Raw genomic sequence first — 15169 nt, 5'->3', positions numbered from 1 at the left:
TTCCCCTCTTCACCCTCTCTGCACACCGTATTTTCGAACAGCAATGTAAGGAGACACCATGGCTGAGCGCTATATCGGTCTGATGTCGGGAACCAGCATGGACGGCATTGATGCCGTGCTGGTGATGATCGCTGGGGATGAACTGCGGGTCGAAGCGGCGCTTTGTCACCCCTGGCCGCAAGAGACCGCACGTACGCTGCATGCCCTCTGCACCCCGGGCGACAACGAAATCGACCGCATGGGGGTGGCCGATAATCTGGTGGCGCGAGAGTTTGCCGCCGCCACCCACACGCTGCTGGCCAAGGCGAAGCTTGAGCCCAAAGATATTCGCGCCATCGGCAGCCACGGCCAGACCATCCGCCACCGTCCCCAGCTTGGCTTTACCCTGCAGATCGGCAATGCCGCCCTGCTAGCGGCGCTAACCGGCATCGACGTTATCGTCGATTTTCGCACCATGGATATGGCCCTCGGCGGTCAGGGGGCGCCGCTGGTGCCCGCCTTCCATCAAGCACTGTTTGCCAAGCCCGGCGCCCTGCGGGTGGTACTGAACCTCGGCGGCATCGCCAATATCTCGGTGCTGCCGGGCAATCCGGGCGGGGTATATGGTTTTGATACCGGCCCGGCCAACACCCTGCTCGATGGCTGGTATCGCCGCCATCAGCCCCACGGCGGCAGCTATGACGCCGGTGGCAAATGGGCCGCCAGTGGCAAGCCCATCCCGGCCCTGCTGGAAAAACTGCTGGCTCACCCCTACTTCGCCGCCCCTTCCCCCAAGAGCACCGGACGGGAGATGTTTACCCTCGATTGGCTCGATGGGGAGCTGGCAGGCACTTCATACGCCCCCGTGGATGTGCAGCGCACCCTGCAGGCGCTCACCTGCCACAGCATCGCCCGCCAACTGCCCGCACGGCCCGAGTCAGTCGGTGCCAGCCAGCCGAAAGCCGAGCTGTTTGTCTGCGGCGGCGGTGCCCATAACGCCCCCTTGCTGAAGGAGCTGGCCAGCCTGCTGCCTGCATGGCGCATCGCCAGCACAGCCGAGCTGGGCCTTGCCCCCGACTGGGTGGAAGGCGCAGCCTTTGCCTGGCTGGCCATGTGCTTTGTCCACCACAAGCCGGGTAACCTGCCCGCCGTCACCGGTGCCAGCCGTCCGGCTGTGCTGGGTGCGCTTTATCCCGCCTGAGTGATGACAAGGGGGCTGCAGATCAGTGTGCCCCCTTGAACAGACGCACAACCTGTTGCCGGATCGGTGCAAACAGCGGGGGCTTTGGCGGCTCCAGATTGATATGGCGCCGCCCGGCACGGGTTTCACAGCGAAGCAAATTCTGGATGTAGTGGTGGTGGGAGCGATGGATCAGCTGTGAAGCCTGATACGCCCACTGTCTGGGAACGCCCCACAGAGTGCTGGCAATCGCCCCGACGATGCAGAAGAAAGCGGGCTCCTGAATTCCCATCCGGCTGGCGTTCTCCAGCGCCTCCTTGAGCGAGTTGGAGTGGGCAATACAGGTCATGATATTGACCATGAAGGCGTCGTAATCATCCTCCCCACCTTTGCCAACGCGCGCCGTCAGGGTCGCCGCGGGCTGATAACCAAACTGATGGCCGATATTTTCCAACACCGCATTCCGCTGGCGGATCACCTTGCCATAAAACATCAGCATCACCATGCAGTCGATCGCCTTGCACAGCGCCTCGTAGTGGGGATGACTCTTCTTGGGACGCGGCGCCGTGGCGAGGGCCAGCTCTTCAGATATGGCCAAGAGGCCCACAGGTACGGCGGTGCTGACAAACGAGAGGTCGATCGACAGCTCCAGCCCCTCCTCCCCTTCCATGCGGGCCACAATCACATGTTCACCAAACAACCGACGCTGGCGCTCGATAAAGGCGCCAAAGACCAGATCACGAAACTGCTTTTGCGGATAAGGGGTATCGAGTAGGCTCTCGATGGTCATGATGGCGGCGGATACCCGGCCGCGCAGTCGATAATCGGCAGGAATGGGAAAGCTCTTTCCCAGGCGAGGAGATAACCGCTGCCCAGATGTTTGACAATACATATCGCCCAGAACGAAACCCAGCATAAATCCTCCACAGTCAGGTAATGATGATCGCGACGCGATCTCGCTTGCCAATCCTGGGCAATGGCCTGCCGGTGCTTCGATGCTCTCCGTCAGGGCTCCTTGATTACCTTATTAATCATACGATTAATAGCGAGTGAAAAAAGCGACCTGACTCGCAATCACGCCACTAATTAACAGTTTCATCAAGAAACAATAGGAAGCGGTCGATAAATCCATTTTTTTACGCATTTACCTTTAAAAACAGCATATTGAAATTTATGCCTGCGAAATCACCTGAACTGTTTCAGAGCCCTGAAAACCATCCCAATCATCACAACCAGCCACAGATAAGAGGGAGATCGGACAAACTCGCAAAAAGTGGAAAAAGCGACGACGCGGGGCAACACCACCCATCTAGGGATGCAACTGGCGTGAAGAGAAGCGGATTGCCACCACCACCCCTCATCCAGCGCCACCGCTCATCCAGCACCACCGCTCCCGCACATCGTCACGCCAACGCCATGATCCCCACTCCTGTGCAGCAGGAGCAGATCCGCCGTGCAAATTAATGGCATAGAATTTTATGGCGTTAATAACAGATCCCGGCTGCCAGCAAGGCGTCATCGAGTATGCCGGAATAATCGTTAACAGAGAGGAATGCAAAAGCCGTGAATTATATTCCAGAGGTATCTTTAATAAGGTGGACATGCATATTCACGGGAATTTTCATAGCCCCTTAAAAGAGCTGAAAACAGATATCCATGCACCATAATATGCATTATTTGCACATCGGCGCATAATATTAACCCTTTATTCACACGCCAATATCCCGAAGAGGGGGAGAGCAAACCCAGTCAGGGCAAGGCTGTCCGCCGGTTCGGCACCATTTGCACACGAATTGGCTACGATTTCGGGTGAATTGAATAGCAATATGATTAAATTTGCGCCCATTGAGCCATCTCATAGAAATGCAATCAGCGGTTTGCAACCCCTGATAGCCACTCATAGAATCGCAGCGTCTGAAATATCTACCCTGTCCTCTCCTCCCTTATTCCTCTCAGCGATTGAGTGGATCACAAATAATAACCGGGGATGCCGCCGTTGGCGCAGTGGCCATGGCGCACAACAAGATGGGGTAAACCTGTACCTGAATAAACAACAAATATTAAAAAGAGGCATATCTATGAGTGGCACCATCATCAAGTCGGCAAGAAATACCCCCCATGCACCCCAGGATCTGGGCCCCTGCACCCAAACGGTGGCGTTTTCTCATTACAACAATATCTCCGCCCAGCTGCCGGTCGATCCCGCCACCGGCAAGATGGTGAGCGGCGATGTCACCGCGCAGGCCAGACAGTGCCTGAGCAACCTCAAGGCGATCATCGAGAGCATCGGCCATGTGATGGACGATATGGTCAAAGCGACCATCTTCCTGAAAGAGATGGCCGATCTGGAGGCAGTCAACGCCGTCTATCGCGAATTCTTCCCGGGCTATCTGCCGACCCGCACCACCCTCGCCGTCGCCGCCCTGCCGCTGGGCGCACTGGTGCAGATCGATGCCATCATCTCCAACGGCGAAGGTACCTTCCCGCAAGATCCTTGCCCGCTGATTAAACTGGCCCGCAACAGTGACAAGGCGCCGCACAATCCGCTCTCCACCCATACCGTGGCCTTCTCCCACTACAACAATATCGGTGCCCAGCTGCCGGTCGAGGCCGCCTCGGGCCAACTGGTCGCCGGTGGCATCAAGGAGCAGGCGGGCCAGTGCCTGCGCAATATCAAGGCGGTGCTGGAGAGTATCGACGTGCCGTTTGACGATATTGTCAAGGTGACCGTCTATCTGACCAATCTGGCCGATCTGGAGGCCGTCAACGAGGTCTACACCACCTTCTTCCCCGACTCCGCCATCGCCCGCGCCGTCGCCTATCTGCCCGCCCGCTCTGTGGTCAGTGCCGCCGCCCTGCCCATGGGGGCACGGGTGCAAATGGATGCGGTCATCTCCCACGGTGACGGCACCCCGCCACAACTGGTGGAAGACCGTCACAATCTGGTGATCCGTGCCCGCAATACCGACAAGGCACCGCGCAGCCCCTTGCACACCCAGACCGTCGCCTTCTCCCACTACAACCATCTCTCTGCCCAACTGCCGATAGACCCCGCAACCGGCAAGCTCCTGGCTGGCTGCATCAAGGAGCAGACCGCCCAGTGCCTGAGCAATATCAAGGCGATTGTGGAGAGCATCGGCCATGTGATGGACGATATCGTCAAGGTCAATATCCAGCTCGCCAATATCGCGGATCTGGATGCGGTCAACGCCGTCTACACCAAATACTTCCCGGGTTATCTGCCTGCCCGCACCGTATTCGGGGTAATCGAGCTGCCCGCCGGCGCGCGAATCCAGATGGATGCGGTGATGTCCAATGCGGAAAGTACCCCGCCGCAGGCGTAAAGGTTGCGGAAATAAAAAAGAGACCGGCTATATGCCGGTCTCTTTTTACATGCCTGACAAAGGAATGGCCCCTCAGCCCTCGATATCGCGGTTCCTGATCGCCACTCTGACCGCCTCTGCCGTGGTGGCTACACCGAGTCGACGGCGGGCACTGCGCAGATGGTTCTCGACCGTGCGCACCGAGAGTTTCAGGGTGGTGGCGATATCGGCATGGCGCCAACCCCGGGAGACCCACTCCAGCACTTCGCGCTCGCGCCCAGTGAGGCCACGCTCGTGACCCGCTACCGGCATCTCCATCAGCCGACGAGCTGCATGAAAAGCCGCCGCCGCGATCAGCGCAAGGCCAACCCGAGCGGGAGCGCTGGCATCGATCTGATCGCCACCAAAGCTCATCGCCCCTTCCAGTCCCAACGGCCCATAGACGGGAACCTGCAAGCCATGTCGGCCCGGCCCCTCAGGCTGGCGAACGGTACGGTACTGCTCGCCAGCAGCGCCAACCGTTTTGCTCCAGAAGAAGGGCTGGTCTCGCTCCCTGATATGCATCGCCATCGGGCACTCGCGCATATAGGCATGCAGGTCGACCGCCTCGCCGCTCTCCAGCCACTCCCCCTCCAGCCAGTAGAGATGCTCGACCACCCCCTCCTCGCTGGCACTGATGGAGAAGAGCGCAAAGCGGTGATACCCCAGCGGGGTGGCAAAGGCGCGCACCAGTTGCTGGATCTCCTCCAGCCGCTGGCACCCTTCCAGCGCCACCGCGACCTGCAGCGCATTCGCTGGCGATGACGACAACCTCATCGCTTGGCAACCGCCTCCAGCAAGGTGGTGGCGGCCAGCTTGCCGAGGTTATTACCAGCCAGCGGGCTGTCACCGGTCAGCAGATTGCGATCCCGGCACACCTCTCCCGAGATGCCGTTGTTGACGATCTCAAAGCCTATCTCTTTGAGCTTCTCACCAAACTTCCAGGTAAGGTGGCCAGGCATATAGCCAATTGCCGGGGTCTGGGCATCCAGCTCGTCGGGGAAGGCGCAGATCTTGTAGCCCGCGAAGGTCTCTGGATTGGCCACCGCCAGCAGCGCAGCAGGCCCGTGACAGAGGGAGATGATGAAGCGATCGTTGGCCATCGCCCAATCCAGCAGCGCTTTCACCTCGGCACTCTCCGGCAGCCCCATCAGGGCGCCGTGCCCGCCGGGAATAAAGACGCCGATATAGTCCGAGTCGACGGTCAGCGCCTCTTTCAGCAGATCGGCCAGCTTGGCCGGTTGGCGGAACTGCGCCTGATATTTGCCATAGAGCCCCAACACATCTTCATCTTCGCCGGGCATGGCCCACCACTCGAACTTGACCGGATTGCCGGAAAGGGTGGCCACATCAAAGGCAAAGCCCGCCTTGTCGAGGTGATACATGGGCAGCAGGGTTTCGACCGGATGGTTGCCGGTGGAAAACAGGGTGCCGTTGTCGGTGGGCAGATAACGCTCATCGGCACCGATCAGCAGGATCTTCCAGCGCCCCTCCCGATAGGGAGCGGGATAGTCGGCCCCGGCAAGGTCAGATTTGCGCGAGGTGAACTGGCTCAGGGAGTAGGGCGACGGGAAGAAGGCATTCTGCTCTGCCGGATCCGGGGTCGGTTGTTTATCGTCAACAAGCATGTCTGTCATGGGTCAAGCTCCAGTAGTGGTGGACTCGGTCTCACAGTATTGACTGTCAGAGACCAAGTAAATGAGGGTTTTCCCTCAACCGCCATGACTATGGCAAGAGGTGTGACCACGCTGCGACAAAGCCTGAACAGAATCCCCGCCAGACTTAGGCCATCGCGGCAAATGCCCTGACGATGGCATCCATGACCGCCCTGACCCGCGCGGCATGCTGCACATCCTGATGGGTCACCAGCCACACATCGTAGGATTGCTGTAACTGCCGCTCGGGCCAGACCCGCACCAACCCGGCTTGCTCTGCGAGCGGAACCGCCACCTCGCCAAGCCCCAACCCCATCAACAGGGCCTGACGCAGCATCAGGCTGGTATTGACCCCCGCGGCGACCGTAGCCCCCTCGGCCGCCTCTTCGAGCATCATTGGCGAGCGAGCGCTCTGCCAGTGGGGCTCATACACCACCAGCGAATGGCCCGCAAAACCGGTGCCCGCTTCGGGAATGCCATGGCGAGCCAGATAGTCGGCGGAGGCATACAACCCGACCGGCCAGGAGGCCAGCTTGCGAATAATCAGGTCGGGATTGTCCGGCTTCACCGTCCGGATCGCGATATCCGCTTCCCGCAGGGACAGATTGAGCACCTGGGTCGAGGTATTGAGGATGACCCTGATATCGGGATAACGCTGATGCAGCTCGGTCAGGGCCGGTATCAAAAAATCCATCCCCAGGGTGTCTGTGGTCGCCACACTGACCTCCCCGACCAGGCGGTTGTCGACCCCTTGCGCCGCCCGCACGAAATCAATGGCAGCCAGCTCCATCTGCTGGGCGCTGGCCAGCACTATCTCTCCGACATTAGTCAGCACATACCCCTTGGATGTACGGAGAAACAGCGTGGCCGCCAGACGATGCTCCAGTGCGGCAATCCGTCTGCCAATGGTGGCCTGATCGACCCCGACCACACGGGCGGCGCCCCTCAGGCTCCCTTCCCGATGCAACGCCAGAAAAATTTTCGCATCATCCCAGTTCATCACGACTCCCGATTGAAATGCATTTTTGCATTACAGGTGAGGGATAATACTGCGTTTATTCATCAGCAATCTCCACTATCTTGGTGCTCATCCCATCCGGGGAACCTCATATCACCTCGTTACAAGGAGCCGCTGATGCATAACGCCTATTCCATTCCCGCCACCATGAACGCGGTAGAGATTACCCAGCCAGGTGGCCCCGATGTCTTGCGACTGACCACCCGCGCCACACCAACGCCCAAGCCCGATGAGGTTTTGATCCGGCACTATGCGACCGGCATCAATGGGCCGGATGTGATGCAGCGCAAAGGGCTCTACCCGCCTCCGGCAGGGGCATCGGATATTCCCGGGCTGGAGGTCGCCGGGGTCGTGGTCGCCAAGGGGGAGCAGGTGGAGCATCTCAAGGTTGGCGACAAGGTCGCCGCGCTGATTTCGGGTGGCGGCTATGCCGAGTACAGCGTCGCCCACCAGAGCAATGTCCTGCCCCTGCCGCCCGGATTGAGCTTTGTCGAAGCCGCGGCACTGCCGGAAACCTTTATGACAGTCTGGTCAAATATGTTTGAACGGGGCCAGTTTAAAAAAGGCGACATCATCTTGATTCATGGCGGCGCCTCCGGCATCGGCACGACCGCCACCATGCTGGCCAAGGCATTTGGCGCCGCAAAAATCATCACCACGGTCGGCTCACCCGAGCAGCAGGCCGCCAGCATCAAGCTGGGCGCGGATGTGGCCGTGCTCTACAAGAAGGAAGATTTTGTCGAGGCCGTGCATGCGGCCACCGATGGGCATGGCGCCGACATCATTCTCGATATCATTGGCGGGGAGTATGTCGCGCGCAACTATGCGGCGGCCGCCATCAATGGCCGCATAGTCCAGATCGGCATTATTGCGGGCGCCGCCCCCAATCTGGATCTGTTTCCCATGCTGCAAAAGCGGCTGACCCATATCGGCTCTACCCTGCGCTCGCGTACTCCGCAGGAAAAAGCCGATCTGATCGCCCAGCTGCAAACTCATGTCTGGCCATTTATCGAAAGGGGCAAGGTCAAACCGCAGGTTTACCAGACCTTCCCGCTGCATGAGGCCGCCGCCGCCCACCATTTGCTGGATTCAGGCCGTCATATCGGCAAGCTGGTATTAACCATGGCACCCTTGTCGTCAGATTGATAAGGCCCATGGTGGAGCAGGCCGAGGTGGATGCGGTGATGTCCAACGCCGAAAGCACCCCGCCGCAGGCGTAAGATTTGTTTTAAATAATAAAAAGAGACCGGCTGATGGCCGGTCTCTTTTTATGTAACATATGGGGCATTATTTTTATGACATCGTTTTAAAGAACGCGAACGTCCGATTACGCTTCGCTAATCGAACCTACGAGCTATTTAGATAGCTCTACTGCAATTTTTGGTTAAAAATATATGTAAAACCGCTTTTCCCATCAGTACGACAAAAATGCAAATTATCCAAAGCCACACATATTTCAAAACTGAGTAATGCAACTAGTTTTTGATTTGAAGAGGCCAATGTCATTTTAAATAATGAGTCATCAACCGCAGATAGCCCTATTAATACAGGGTATATGGCTGCCCATATATCAAGTGCCTGTGGCATTACCCTATGAATATCAATGGCAATATTCTTCATATCCATTGAACATAGATGTTCAGGGCTACAAAACATAAACTTTTCGTGAAGTACAGCCCTCAACGGCACATTACCGACCAGTGATTCATCAAGAATATTAGATAACTGCGATGCATAAAACTCGATATCTTCTCGTGCTTGCTGCAAATAATACTGGTCATTCATCTGTTTCTGTAAAGAAAGCTGACGAATCAAAACTACTAACGTAATAAATCCGAGTATTGGTGCATAGATACCTCCAATTGCCGAGCCAAATTCGGCCCATCGAGAGTGGTCTTGTGACAAATCTCCGCCAAATGTATTTACATATAAAGCAACAGGGGAAAATAAAAGTACAAAAACAACAACTATAATAACCCAACCTCTTATAACCATAGCTTAGCCTTTATTAAGACAATGAAGATCAATCATCAAGAAAAAGTACTATCAACTCTCAGGCATTGAAATATATTTTTAATTTACTATTTTCCTGTGCCAATAAAAACGCCCCCCATCTTGCGATGGAGGGCGTTTATTTTCCAGCTATTGGGTCAAGCTGGCCCAACCTTCAGGAATTACAGGGATTCAGCGGTCGCAACCACGTTTTCCACGGTAAAGCCGAATTCCTTGAACAGCAGCTCGGCCGGTGCGGACTCACCAAAGGTGGTCATACCGATGATCTTGCCGCCGAAACCGACGTACTTGTACCAGTAGTCAGCGATGCCGGCTTCGATGGCCACACGCTTGGTGACGGAGGACGGCAGGACGGACTCTTTGTACTCGGCAGACTGGGCGTCGAACACGTCGGTAGACGGCAGAGAGACCACGCGCACGGCACGGCCCTTGGCAGTCAGCTGCTCATAGGCGGCAACAGCCAGTTCCACTTCGGAACCGGTGGCGATCAGGATCAGCTCCGGAGTACCGGCGCAATCCTTCAGCACGTAGCCACCCTTGGCGGTGTCGGCCAGCTGCTGGGCAGTACGGTCCATCTGGGCCAGGTTCTGACGAGAGAAGATCAGAGAGGTCGGGCCGTCGGTACGCTCGATGGCGTGTTTCCAGGCGATGGCAGATTCAACCTGGTCACACGGACGCCAGGTGCTCATGTTCGGAGTCAGGCGCAGGGAGGCGATCTGCTCAACCGGCTGGTGAGTCGGGCCATCTTCACCCAGACCGATGGAGTCGTGGGTGTAAACGAAGATGGCGCGCTGCTTCATCAGGGCGGCCATGCGCAAGGCGTTGCGAGCGTACTCCATGAACATCAGGAAGGTAGCGCCGTAGGGGATGAAACCACCGTGCAGGGCGATACCGTTCATGATGGCAGACATGCCGAACTCGCGGACACCGTAGTGGATGTAGTTGCCGGAGGCATCGTCGTTGGTCAGAGACTTGGAGCCGGACCACATGGTCAGGTTGGAAGGCGCCAGGTCAGCAGAGCCGCCCATGAACTCCGGCAGCAGCTTGCCGAAGGCTTCCAGAGAGTTCTGGGACGCTTTACGGGTAGCAATCTTGGCCGGGTTGGCTTGCAGGGTTTCGATGATCTTGGCGGATTCGGCAGCCCAGTTGGCCGGCAGTTCGCCAGCGGTACGGCGCTTGAATTCGGCAGCCAGCGTCGGGTGAGCGGCTTCATAGGCAGCGAACTTGGCAGCCCAGTCGGCTTCCAGTGCAGCGCCCTTCTCCTGAGCGTTCCACTCGGCAGCGATATCGGCCGGGATAACGAACGGCGCGTGGTCCCACTTCAGGAAGGCACGAGCAGCGGCGATCTCGTCGTTGCCCAGCGGTGAGCCGTGGCAGTCGTGAGAACCGGATTTGTTCGGGGAGCCGTAACCGATGATGGTGCGGCAGCAGATCAGAGTCGGCTTGCCGGTCTCGGCCTTGGCGGCTTCGATGGCGGCATTGATGGCTTCCGGGCTGTGGCCGTCAACAGCCGGGATAACGTGCCAGCCGTAGGCTTCGAAGCGCTTGACGGTGTCGTCGGTGAACCAGCCTTCTACGTGACCGTCGATGGAGATGCCGTTGTCATCCCAGAACGCGATCAGTTTGCCCAGTTGCAGGGTACCGGCCAGAGAGCAAGCCTCGTGGGAGATACCTTCCATCAGGCAGCCATCGCCCATGAAGGCGTAGGTGTAGTGGTCAACGATGTCGTGGCCCGGCTGGTTGAACTGCTCAGCCATGGCTTTTTCGGCGATCGCCATACCAACGGCGTTGGTGATGCCCTGACCCAGCGGGCCAGTGGTGGTTTCCACGCCCGGTGCATAGCCGTACTCCGGGTGACCCGGGGTGCGAGAGTGCAGTTGGCGGAAGTTTTTCAGATCGTCGATGGAGAGGTCATAACCGGAGAGGTGCAGCAGGGAGTACAGCAGCATGGAGCCGTGGCCGTTGGAGAGAATGAAACGGTCGCGGTCGGCCCACTTGGGGTTGTTCGGGTTATGTCTGAGGTGGCTACGCCACAGCACTTCGGCGATATCCGCCATTCCCATGGGGGCGCCCGGGTGACCGGAGTTGGCTTTTTGAACGGCATCCATACTCAATGCACGAATGGCATTGGCAAGCTCTTTACGAGAAGGCATCTGAATCTCCTGCGATTGCTTCATTTGATGGCCAAGATTAAGGCGCGTTATTGTCCCAGCAGGGCGCGCGGCGTGCAAATATTATCTGGATGAATAAAGTGGCTTTGGGAGGACAATCGCTTTTCTTGCCCTCTATTGACCAAAGCAACCAGAGAAAAACGTTTGACTTCCATCCCTTTCGGGATAGGAGAGCACCGCTTGTGACCCATTGGACACTGCGCGACAAAATAGTGCTGGCAATCACGGGGGGCGCTAATTAAAATAGACGTCCAGATGTAGATACCTCTACACCATCCCATTCATCCGGTTATTGCCGTGGCGATAACCCAGACAAGCTGAGACTCTTATCATGGCAAAGCTGTTTACTTCCGAGTCGGTCTCCGAAGGCCATCCCGACAAGATTGCGGACCAGATCTCCGATGCGGTACTGGACGCGATCCTCAAGCAAGATACCAAGGCCCGTGTTGCCTGTGAGACCCTGGTCAAGACCGGTATGGTCATGGTGGCCGGCGAAGTAACCACCTCTGCCTGGGTTGATATCGAAGAGATCGTGCGTGATACCGTACGCGAAATCGGCTACACCCACTCCGACATGGGCTTCGACGCTGACTCCTGCGCCGTGCTGAACGCCATCGGCAAGCAGTCCCCGGACATCAACCAGGGTGTTGACCGTAGCGATCCGCTGGAGCAGGGCGCTGGCGACCAGGGCCTGATGTTCGGCTACGCCACCAACGAAACCGACGTGCTGATGCCGGCCCCCATCACCTACTCTCACCTGCTGGTGAAGCGTCAGGCTGAAGTGCGCAAGAACGGCACCCTGCCGTGGCTGCGTCCGGATGCCAAGAGCCAGCTGACCTTCGCCTACGACGACGCAGGCAAGATCATCGGTGTGGATGCCGTTGTACTGTCTACCCAGCACGCCGAATCCATTAGCCACAAGGATCTGGTTGAAGCGGTACGCGAAGAGATCATCAAGCCGGTACTGCCGGCCGAGTGGGTCAACAAGGACACCAAATACTTCATCAACCCGACCGGCCGTTTCGTTATCGGCGGCCCGATGGGTGACTGCGGTCTGACCGGTCGCAAGATCATCGTCGACACCTACGGCGGCATGGCCCGTCACGGTGGTGGCGCCTTCTCCGGTAAGGATCCGTCCAAGGTTGATCGCTCCGCTGCTTACGCAGCCCGCTACGTTGCCAAAAACATCGTTGCAGCCGGTCTGGCCGATCGCTGTGAAATCCAGATTTCCTACGCCATCGGCGTGGCCGAGCCAACCTCCATCAGCGTCGAGACCTTCGGTACTGCCAAGGTCGCCGAAGAGCTGCTGGTCAAGCTGGTGCGCGAGCACTTCGAACTGCGCCCATATGGCCTGATCGAAATGCTGGATCTTAAGCGCCCGATCTACCAGGCCACTGCCGCCTACGGTCACTTCGGTCGCGACGAGTTCCCGTGGGAGCAGACCGACAAGGCCGAACTGCTGCGTTCTGCCGCTGGCCTGTAAGGCTCGCTGTTGTGATAAAAGGGGAGCCTGGCTCCCCTTTTGCTTATCCGCCATTTGACGAGATGTTGATGTCTGCCACTCCTGCCCAGCTTGTCGCCCTGCTGCAACAACGCGTAGAAGCCTGTTTTGTGCAGGCCGAGGCGCGCCTTGGCCGCACCTTCCCCCGCCCGCAAGTCCATTGCAATATGCGGGGCCGGGCGGCGGGATCGGCGCGGCTGCAAACCTGGGAGCTGCGCTTCAATCCCGCCCTCTATCAGGCCAACCAGCAGGCGTTTCTGGATGAGGTGGTGCCCCACGAGGTGGCCCATCTGCTGGTTCACGCCCTATGGGGTGAAGGACGCGGCAAAAACCGGGTCTTGCCTCACGGCCGCCAGTGGCAATCGGTGATGCGGGAGGTGTTCGGCCTTGAGCCCAGAACCACCCACAGCTTCGATCTGGCGGTTTTGGCCCAGCGCACCGTGCCCTATCGCTGCCTCTGCCAGCAGCATCAGCTCTCTATTCGCCGTCACAACAAGGTGGTGCGTGGCGAGGCCCGCTATCACTGCCGCCGCTGCAAGCAACCGCTGGAGCGGGAACGGCCGGAGCCAGAGCAGTAAGCCAGCTTGTGTCGCGCCCCTGTGGTAGGGTGCCCGCCATCGTTCGTCAATCATCCCGTTTGCAAGGAATCCCATGCGTTTCATCTCCTCCCTCGCCCTGACCCTGCTGGCCGGTTTGCCGCTGCTCAGCGCCCCCCTGCACGCCCAGACCTTTCGTGAAGCCAAGCAGGATCTGGTGAAGCTCTATCGCAGCCAGCCTGCGGTCACCACCTTCTACTGCGGCTGCGACATCGACTATCAGGGCAAGAAAATGAGCCCGGATCTCGCCAGCTGCGGCTATGAGCCGCGCAAGCAGGCCAAACGCGCCGCCCGTATCGAGTGGGAACACGTGGTCCCCGCCTGGGAGTTCGGCCACCAGCTGCAATGCTGGCAGGATGGCGGTCGCAAGAATTGCGAAAAAGCGAGCCCCGAGTTCAACAAGATGGAGGGGGACATGCACAACCTCTTCCCCGCCATTGGCGAGGTGAACGGCGATCGGGCCAACTACCGCTTCTCCGACTGGAACGGCAAGCCGGATCAGTACGGCCAGTGCCAGATGCTGGTGGATTTCAAGGATCGTCGGGTGCAACCGCCCAAGGGGCCGGTGCGGGGCCAGATTGCCCGTGCCTACCTCTACATGAGCCAGCAGTATGGGCTGCGTCTGGCAGCGCAACAGCGTAAACTGTTTGAAGCTTGGGATCGCCAGTACCCGGCAGAGGGCTGGGAGTGTGAGCGCAACCGCCGCATCGGCAAGCTGCAGGGCAATACCAATCCCTTTATTGAAAAACAGTGCCAATAACCCCATTTGACCAGGGAGGGGATCGCCCCTCCTATCATGAAACCCTTCTTCACTGCCGCGTGAGCCTTGCTCGGCGCAGGATATAAAGGGTTTCCAAGCAAGAGACTGACAAGCAGCCATGCGCATTCCACGTATCTATGAACCGGCCACCTTGCAAGTTGGCCAGACTATCGCCCTGTCGGAAGACGGCGCCAACCATATCGGCCGGGTACTGCGCATGCAGCCGGGCCAGCAGCTCGAGCTGTTCAACGGCGATGGCAATCAATACCCCGCCACCATCACCAGCGTCGGCAAAAAGTCGGTGGAAGTGACCATCGACAGCTGCGACGTCCAATCAGTGGAGTCACCGCTGGCCATCCACCTCGGTCAGGTGATCAGCCGTGGCGACAAGATGGACTTCACCATCCAGAAATCGGTTGAGCTGGGCGTCACCTGCATCACCCCACTCTTCTCCGAGCGCTGCGGCGTCAAGCTGCCGGCAGACCGGCTGGAGAAGAAGCGCGAACAGTGGCAGAAGGTGGTGATCAGCGCCTGCGAACAGTGCGGCCGCAACGTGGTGCCAGAGGTGCGCATGCCGATGGAGCTGGACGCCTGGCTGGCGGAAGAGACCAAAGAGCTCAAGCTCAACCTGCACCCGCGCGCCGAGTACAGCATCAACACCCTGCCCGTTCCCGAGCACGGCGTGCGCCTGCTGATTGGCCCGGAAGGGGGCTTGTCGAGCGACGAGATCGCCCGTACCGTGCAGGAAGATTTCAAAGAGATGCTGCTGGGGCCGCGGGTGCTGCGCACCGAAACTGCCGCCCTGACCGCCATTACCGCGCTGCAATGCCGCTTTGGCGATCTCGCTTGATAAAATAGGCTGCATCGACGCAGCCTCAAGCGGACGATTACGCTGCGCTAATCGACCCTACAACCCTATCGAGCCATTAAAAAG

Annotated in this window: 14 protein-coding genes; 8 read left to right on the top strand and 6 right to left on the bottom strand. The window is 58.4% G+C overall.

The window, feature by feature from the left end; genetic code table 11:
- Positions 1–58 precede the first annotated feature (58 nt).
- Positions 59–1180: an anhydro-N-acetylmuramic acid kinase gene (locus AB5Y99_RS12175; RefSeq protein WP_075114968.1), complete on the top strand. Its 1122-nt coding sequence runs from the start codon at positions 59–61 to the stop codon at positions 1178–1180.
- 22 nt (positions 1181–1202) lie between these two features.
- On the opposite strand, the gene AB5Y99_RS12170 is transcribed toward AB5Y99_RS12175, so the two are convergent.
- Positions 1203–2075: a hypothetical protein gene (locus AB5Y99_RS12170; protein ID WP_075114969.1), complete on the bottom strand. Its 873-nt coding sequence runs from the start codon at positions 2073–2075 to the stop codon at positions 1203–1205.
- A 410-nt stretch (positions 2076–2485) separates the two neighbouring features.
- Here AB5Y99_RS12170 and AB5Y99_RS12165 point away from each other — a divergent pair, with 410 nt between their 5' ends.
- Positions 2486–2623, top strand: a complete 138-nt coding sequence (locus tag AB5Y99_RS12165; protein ID WP_170872266.1) for a hypothetical protein — start codon at positions 2486–2488, stop codon at positions 2621–2623.
- Positions 2624–3237: 614 nt separating this feature from the next.
- Positions 3238–4503: a RidA family protein gene (locus AB5Y99_RS12160; protein ID WP_075114970.1), complete on the top strand. Its 1266-nt coding sequence runs from the start codon at positions 3238–3240 to the stop codon at positions 4501–4503.
- A gap of 72 nt (positions 4504–4575) precedes the next feature.
- On the opposite strand, the gene AB5Y99_RS12155 is transcribed toward AB5Y99_RS12160, so the two are convergent.
- The 3 genes from AB5Y99_RS12155 to AB5Y99_RS12145 form a co-directional block, all read right to left on the bottom strand.
- Positions 4576–5298, bottom strand: a complete 723-nt coding sequence (locus AB5Y99_RS12155) for a PA1136 family autoinducer-binding transcriptional regulator (protein WP_368209781.1) — start codon at positions 5296–5298, stop codon at positions 4576–4578.
- Positions 5295–6158, bottom strand: coding sequence for a glyoxalase III HchA (gene hchA / locus AB5Y99_RS12150; protein ID WP_368209780.1), 864 nt, complete (start codon positions 6156–6158; stop codon positions 5295–5297). The genes AB5Y99_RS12155 and hchA overlap by 4 nt, the downstream gene beginning before the upstream one ends.
- A gap of 145 nt (positions 6159–6303) precedes the next feature.
- Positions 6304–7176: a LysR family transcriptional regulator gene (locus AB5Y99_RS12145; protein WP_150996685.1), complete on the bottom strand. Its 873-nt coding sequence runs from the start codon at positions 7174–7176 to the stop codon at positions 6304–6306.
- Positions 7177–7311: 135 nt separating this feature from the next.
- On the opposite strand from AB5Y99_RS12145, the gene AB5Y99_RS12140 reads away from it, so the two are divergent.
- Positions 7312–8340, top strand: a complete 1029-nt coding sequence (locus tag AB5Y99_RS12140; protein ID WP_368209778.1) for an NAD(P)H-quinone oxidoreductase — start codon at positions 7312–7314, stop codon at positions 8338–8340.
- Positions 8341–8562: 222 nt separating this feature from the next.
- Here the strand turns inward: AB5Y99_RS12140 and AB5Y99_RS12135 are convergent, their stop codons facing one another.
- Together AB5Y99_RS12135 and tkt are read right to left on the bottom strand one after the other, a co-directional pair.
- Positions 8563–9189 (bottom strand): hypothetical protein, encoded by a 627-nt coding sequence (locus AB5Y99_RS12135; RefSeq protein ID WP_128836291.1) that lies wholly within the window; start codon positions 9187–9189, stop codon positions 8563–8565.
- 179 nt (positions 9190–9368) lie between these two features.
- A complete protein-coding gene (gene tkt / locus AB5Y99_RS12130) occupies positions 9369–11360 on the bottom strand; it encodes a transketolase (RefSeq protein WP_005338517.1) in 1992 nt (663 codons plus the stop codon).
- A 349-nt stretch (positions 11361–11709) separates the two neighbouring features.
- Between tkt and metK the strand changes: the two genes are divergently transcribed.
- The 4 genes from metK (at position 11710) to rsmE (ending at position 15085) form a co-directional block, all read left to right on the top strand.
- Positions 11710–12861 (top strand): methionine adenosyltransferase, encoded by a 1152-nt coding sequence (metK, locus tag AB5Y99_RS12125; RefSeq protein ID WP_005338519.1) that lies wholly within the window; start codon positions 11710–11712, stop codon positions 12859–12861.
- A gap of 68 nt (positions 12862–12929) precedes the next feature.
- A complete protein-coding gene (locus AB5Y99_RS12120; RefSeq protein ID WP_323890832.1) occupies positions 12930–13457 on the top strand; it encodes a SprT family zinc-dependent metalloprotease in 528 nt (175 codons plus the stop codon).
- Positions 13458–13530: 73 nt separating this feature from the next.
- A complete protein-coding gene (locus AB5Y99_RS12115) occupies positions 13531–14235 on the top strand; it encodes an endonuclease (RefSeq protein ID WP_021229195.1) in 705 nt (234 codons plus the stop codon).
- A 118-nt stretch (positions 14236–14353) separates the two neighbouring features.
- On the top strand, positions 14354–15085 hold the full coding sequence (rsmE, locus tag AB5Y99_RS12110; protein WP_075114978.1) for a 16S rRNA (uracil(1498)-N(3))-methyltransferase: 732 nt from the start codon (positions 14354–14356) through the stop codon (positions 15083–15085).
- Positions 15086–15169: the final 84 nt, after the last annotated feature.

The organism is Aeromonas sp. R4-2 (assembly GCF_040908295.1).
GTDB lineage: Bacteria > Pseudomonadota > Gammaproteobacteria > Enterobacterales > Aeromonadaceae > Aeromonas > Aeromonas veronii.
Note: the sequence above shows the minus strand (reverse complement) of the source record. Positions and strands in the feature narration are given on the sequence as shown.

Excerpts from the sequence above, each read along its gene's own strand:
- AB5Y99_RS12175 (WP_075114968.1), top strand. The coding sequence starts at position 59 with ATGGCTGAGCGCTATATCGGTCTGATGTCGGGAACCAGCATGGACGGC.
- AB5Y99_RS12170 (WP_075114969.1), bottom strand. The coding sequence starts at position 2,075 with ATGCTGGGTTTCGTTCTGGGCGATATGTATTGTCAAACATCTGGGCAG.
- AB5Y99_RS12160 (WP_075114970.1), top strand. The coding sequence starts at position 3,238 with ATGAGTGGCACCATCATCAAGTCGGCAAGAAATACCCCCCATGCACCC.
- AB5Y99_RS12155 (WP_368209781.1), bottom strand. The coding sequence starts at position 5,298 with ATGAGGTTGTCGTCATCGCCAGCGAATGCGCTGCAGGTCGCGGTGGCG.
- hchA (WP_368209780.1), bottom strand. The coding sequence starts at position 6,158 with ATGACAGACATGCTTGTTGACGATAAACAACCGACCCCGGATCCGGCA.
- AB5Y99_RS12145 (WP_150996685.1), bottom strand. The coding sequence starts at position 7,176 with ATGAACTGGGATGATGCGAAAATTTTTCTGGCGTTGCATCGGGAAGGG.
- AB5Y99_RS12140 (WP_368209778.1), top strand. The coding sequence starts at position 7,312 with ATGCATAACGCCTATTCCATTCCCGCCACCATGAACGCGGTAGAGATT.
- AB5Y99_RS12135 (WP_128836291.1), bottom strand. The coding sequence starts at position 9,189 with ATGGTTATAAGAGGTTGGGTTATTATAGTTGTTGTTTTTGTACTTTTA.
- tkt (WP_005338517.1), bottom strand. The coding sequence starts at position 11,360 with ATGCCTTCTCGTAAAGAGCTTGCCAATGCCATTCGTGCATTGAGTATG.
- metK (WP_005338519.1), top strand. The coding sequence starts at position 11,710 with ATGGCAAAGCTGTTTACTTCCGAGTCGGTCTCCGAAGGCCATCCCGAC.
- AB5Y99_RS12120 (WP_323890832.1), top strand. The coding sequence starts at position 12,930 with ATGTCTGCCACTCCTGCCCAGCTTGTCGCCCTGCTGCAACAACGCGTA.
- AB5Y99_RS12115 (WP_021229195.1), top strand. The coding sequence starts at position 13,531 with ATGCGTTTCATCTCCTCCCTCGCCCTGACCCTGCTGGCCGGTTTGCCG.
- rsmE (WP_075114978.1), top strand. The coding sequence starts at position 14,354 with ATGCGCATTCCACGTATCTATGAACCGGCCACCTTGCAAGTTGGCCAG.